Genomic DNA, 632 nt, shown 5'->3' with positions numbered 1-632 from the left:
GTCCAGATCGGCAATTTCAAATTCAACAAAGAAATGTGAGCCGACGCCGCCCAGGGCAAAGCCCGGCTGACGCCCCACCAGGTAAGCCTGCTGCACGTCGGTAAGCGCAAAGGGCTGGTAGCGTTCTTCAGGGGAGTGGACGAATGGTTGTTCGACCGGGACGTCGGTTTTCCGCAGCGTGGCGGCAAAATCCGCCAGGTCTTTGACAAACACCGTAGTTTTAACGATCTGCCCGACCGTGAGTCCGGCGGCTTCGACGATGGCTTTCACGTTCTCCAGTGATTGCCGCGCCTGTTCGGCGATATCGCCTGGCATGGTGCCGTCCAGCGGATTAATCGGCAGCTGACCGGAGGTGATGGTCATCGCGCCGAGATTGACGCCCTGCACGTACGGGCCGATAGCGGCAGGCGCGTCAGCGGTGGTAATAATCATACGGTTTATCCTTCAAACGGTTACATAAAATAATTTAACAACACCAGCGAGCCGACGCCGCTCACTACCACCCACACCAGACCTAAACGGAAGCTGGCGAGCGTGCAGATGATGGCGGCGATCACCTTCGGATTTTTTAAGTCGAACTCCATGCTGGAATTCACGCTCAGGATCTAAATGGTGATGATGGCCGGCAGAAC

The 632-nt window shown here is 56.5% G+C and carries 2 pseudogenes; both read right to left on the bottom strand.

Features of this window, described 5'->3' with window-relative positions:
- Nucleotides 1–183: 183 nt before the first annotated feature.
- Nucleotides 184–432 (bottom strand): annotated as a pseudogene (locus ABD481_RS46710) (Rid family hydrolase); the annotation flags it as partial.
- Nucleotides 433–452: 20 nt separating this feature from the next.
- Nucleotides 453–632: pseudogene (locus tag ABD481_RS46705) on the bottom strand (AzlD domain-containing protein); the annotation flags it as partial.

Origin of the sequence: Catenulispora yoronensis, assembly GCF_039531695.1 — a bacterium.
In the GTDB taxonomy this organism is placed as follows: Bacteria; Actinomycetota; Actinomycetes; order Streptomycetales; family Catenulisporaceae; genus Catenulispora; species Catenulispora yoronensis.
This window is presented reverse-complemented; position numbering and strand designations above follow the sequence as displayed.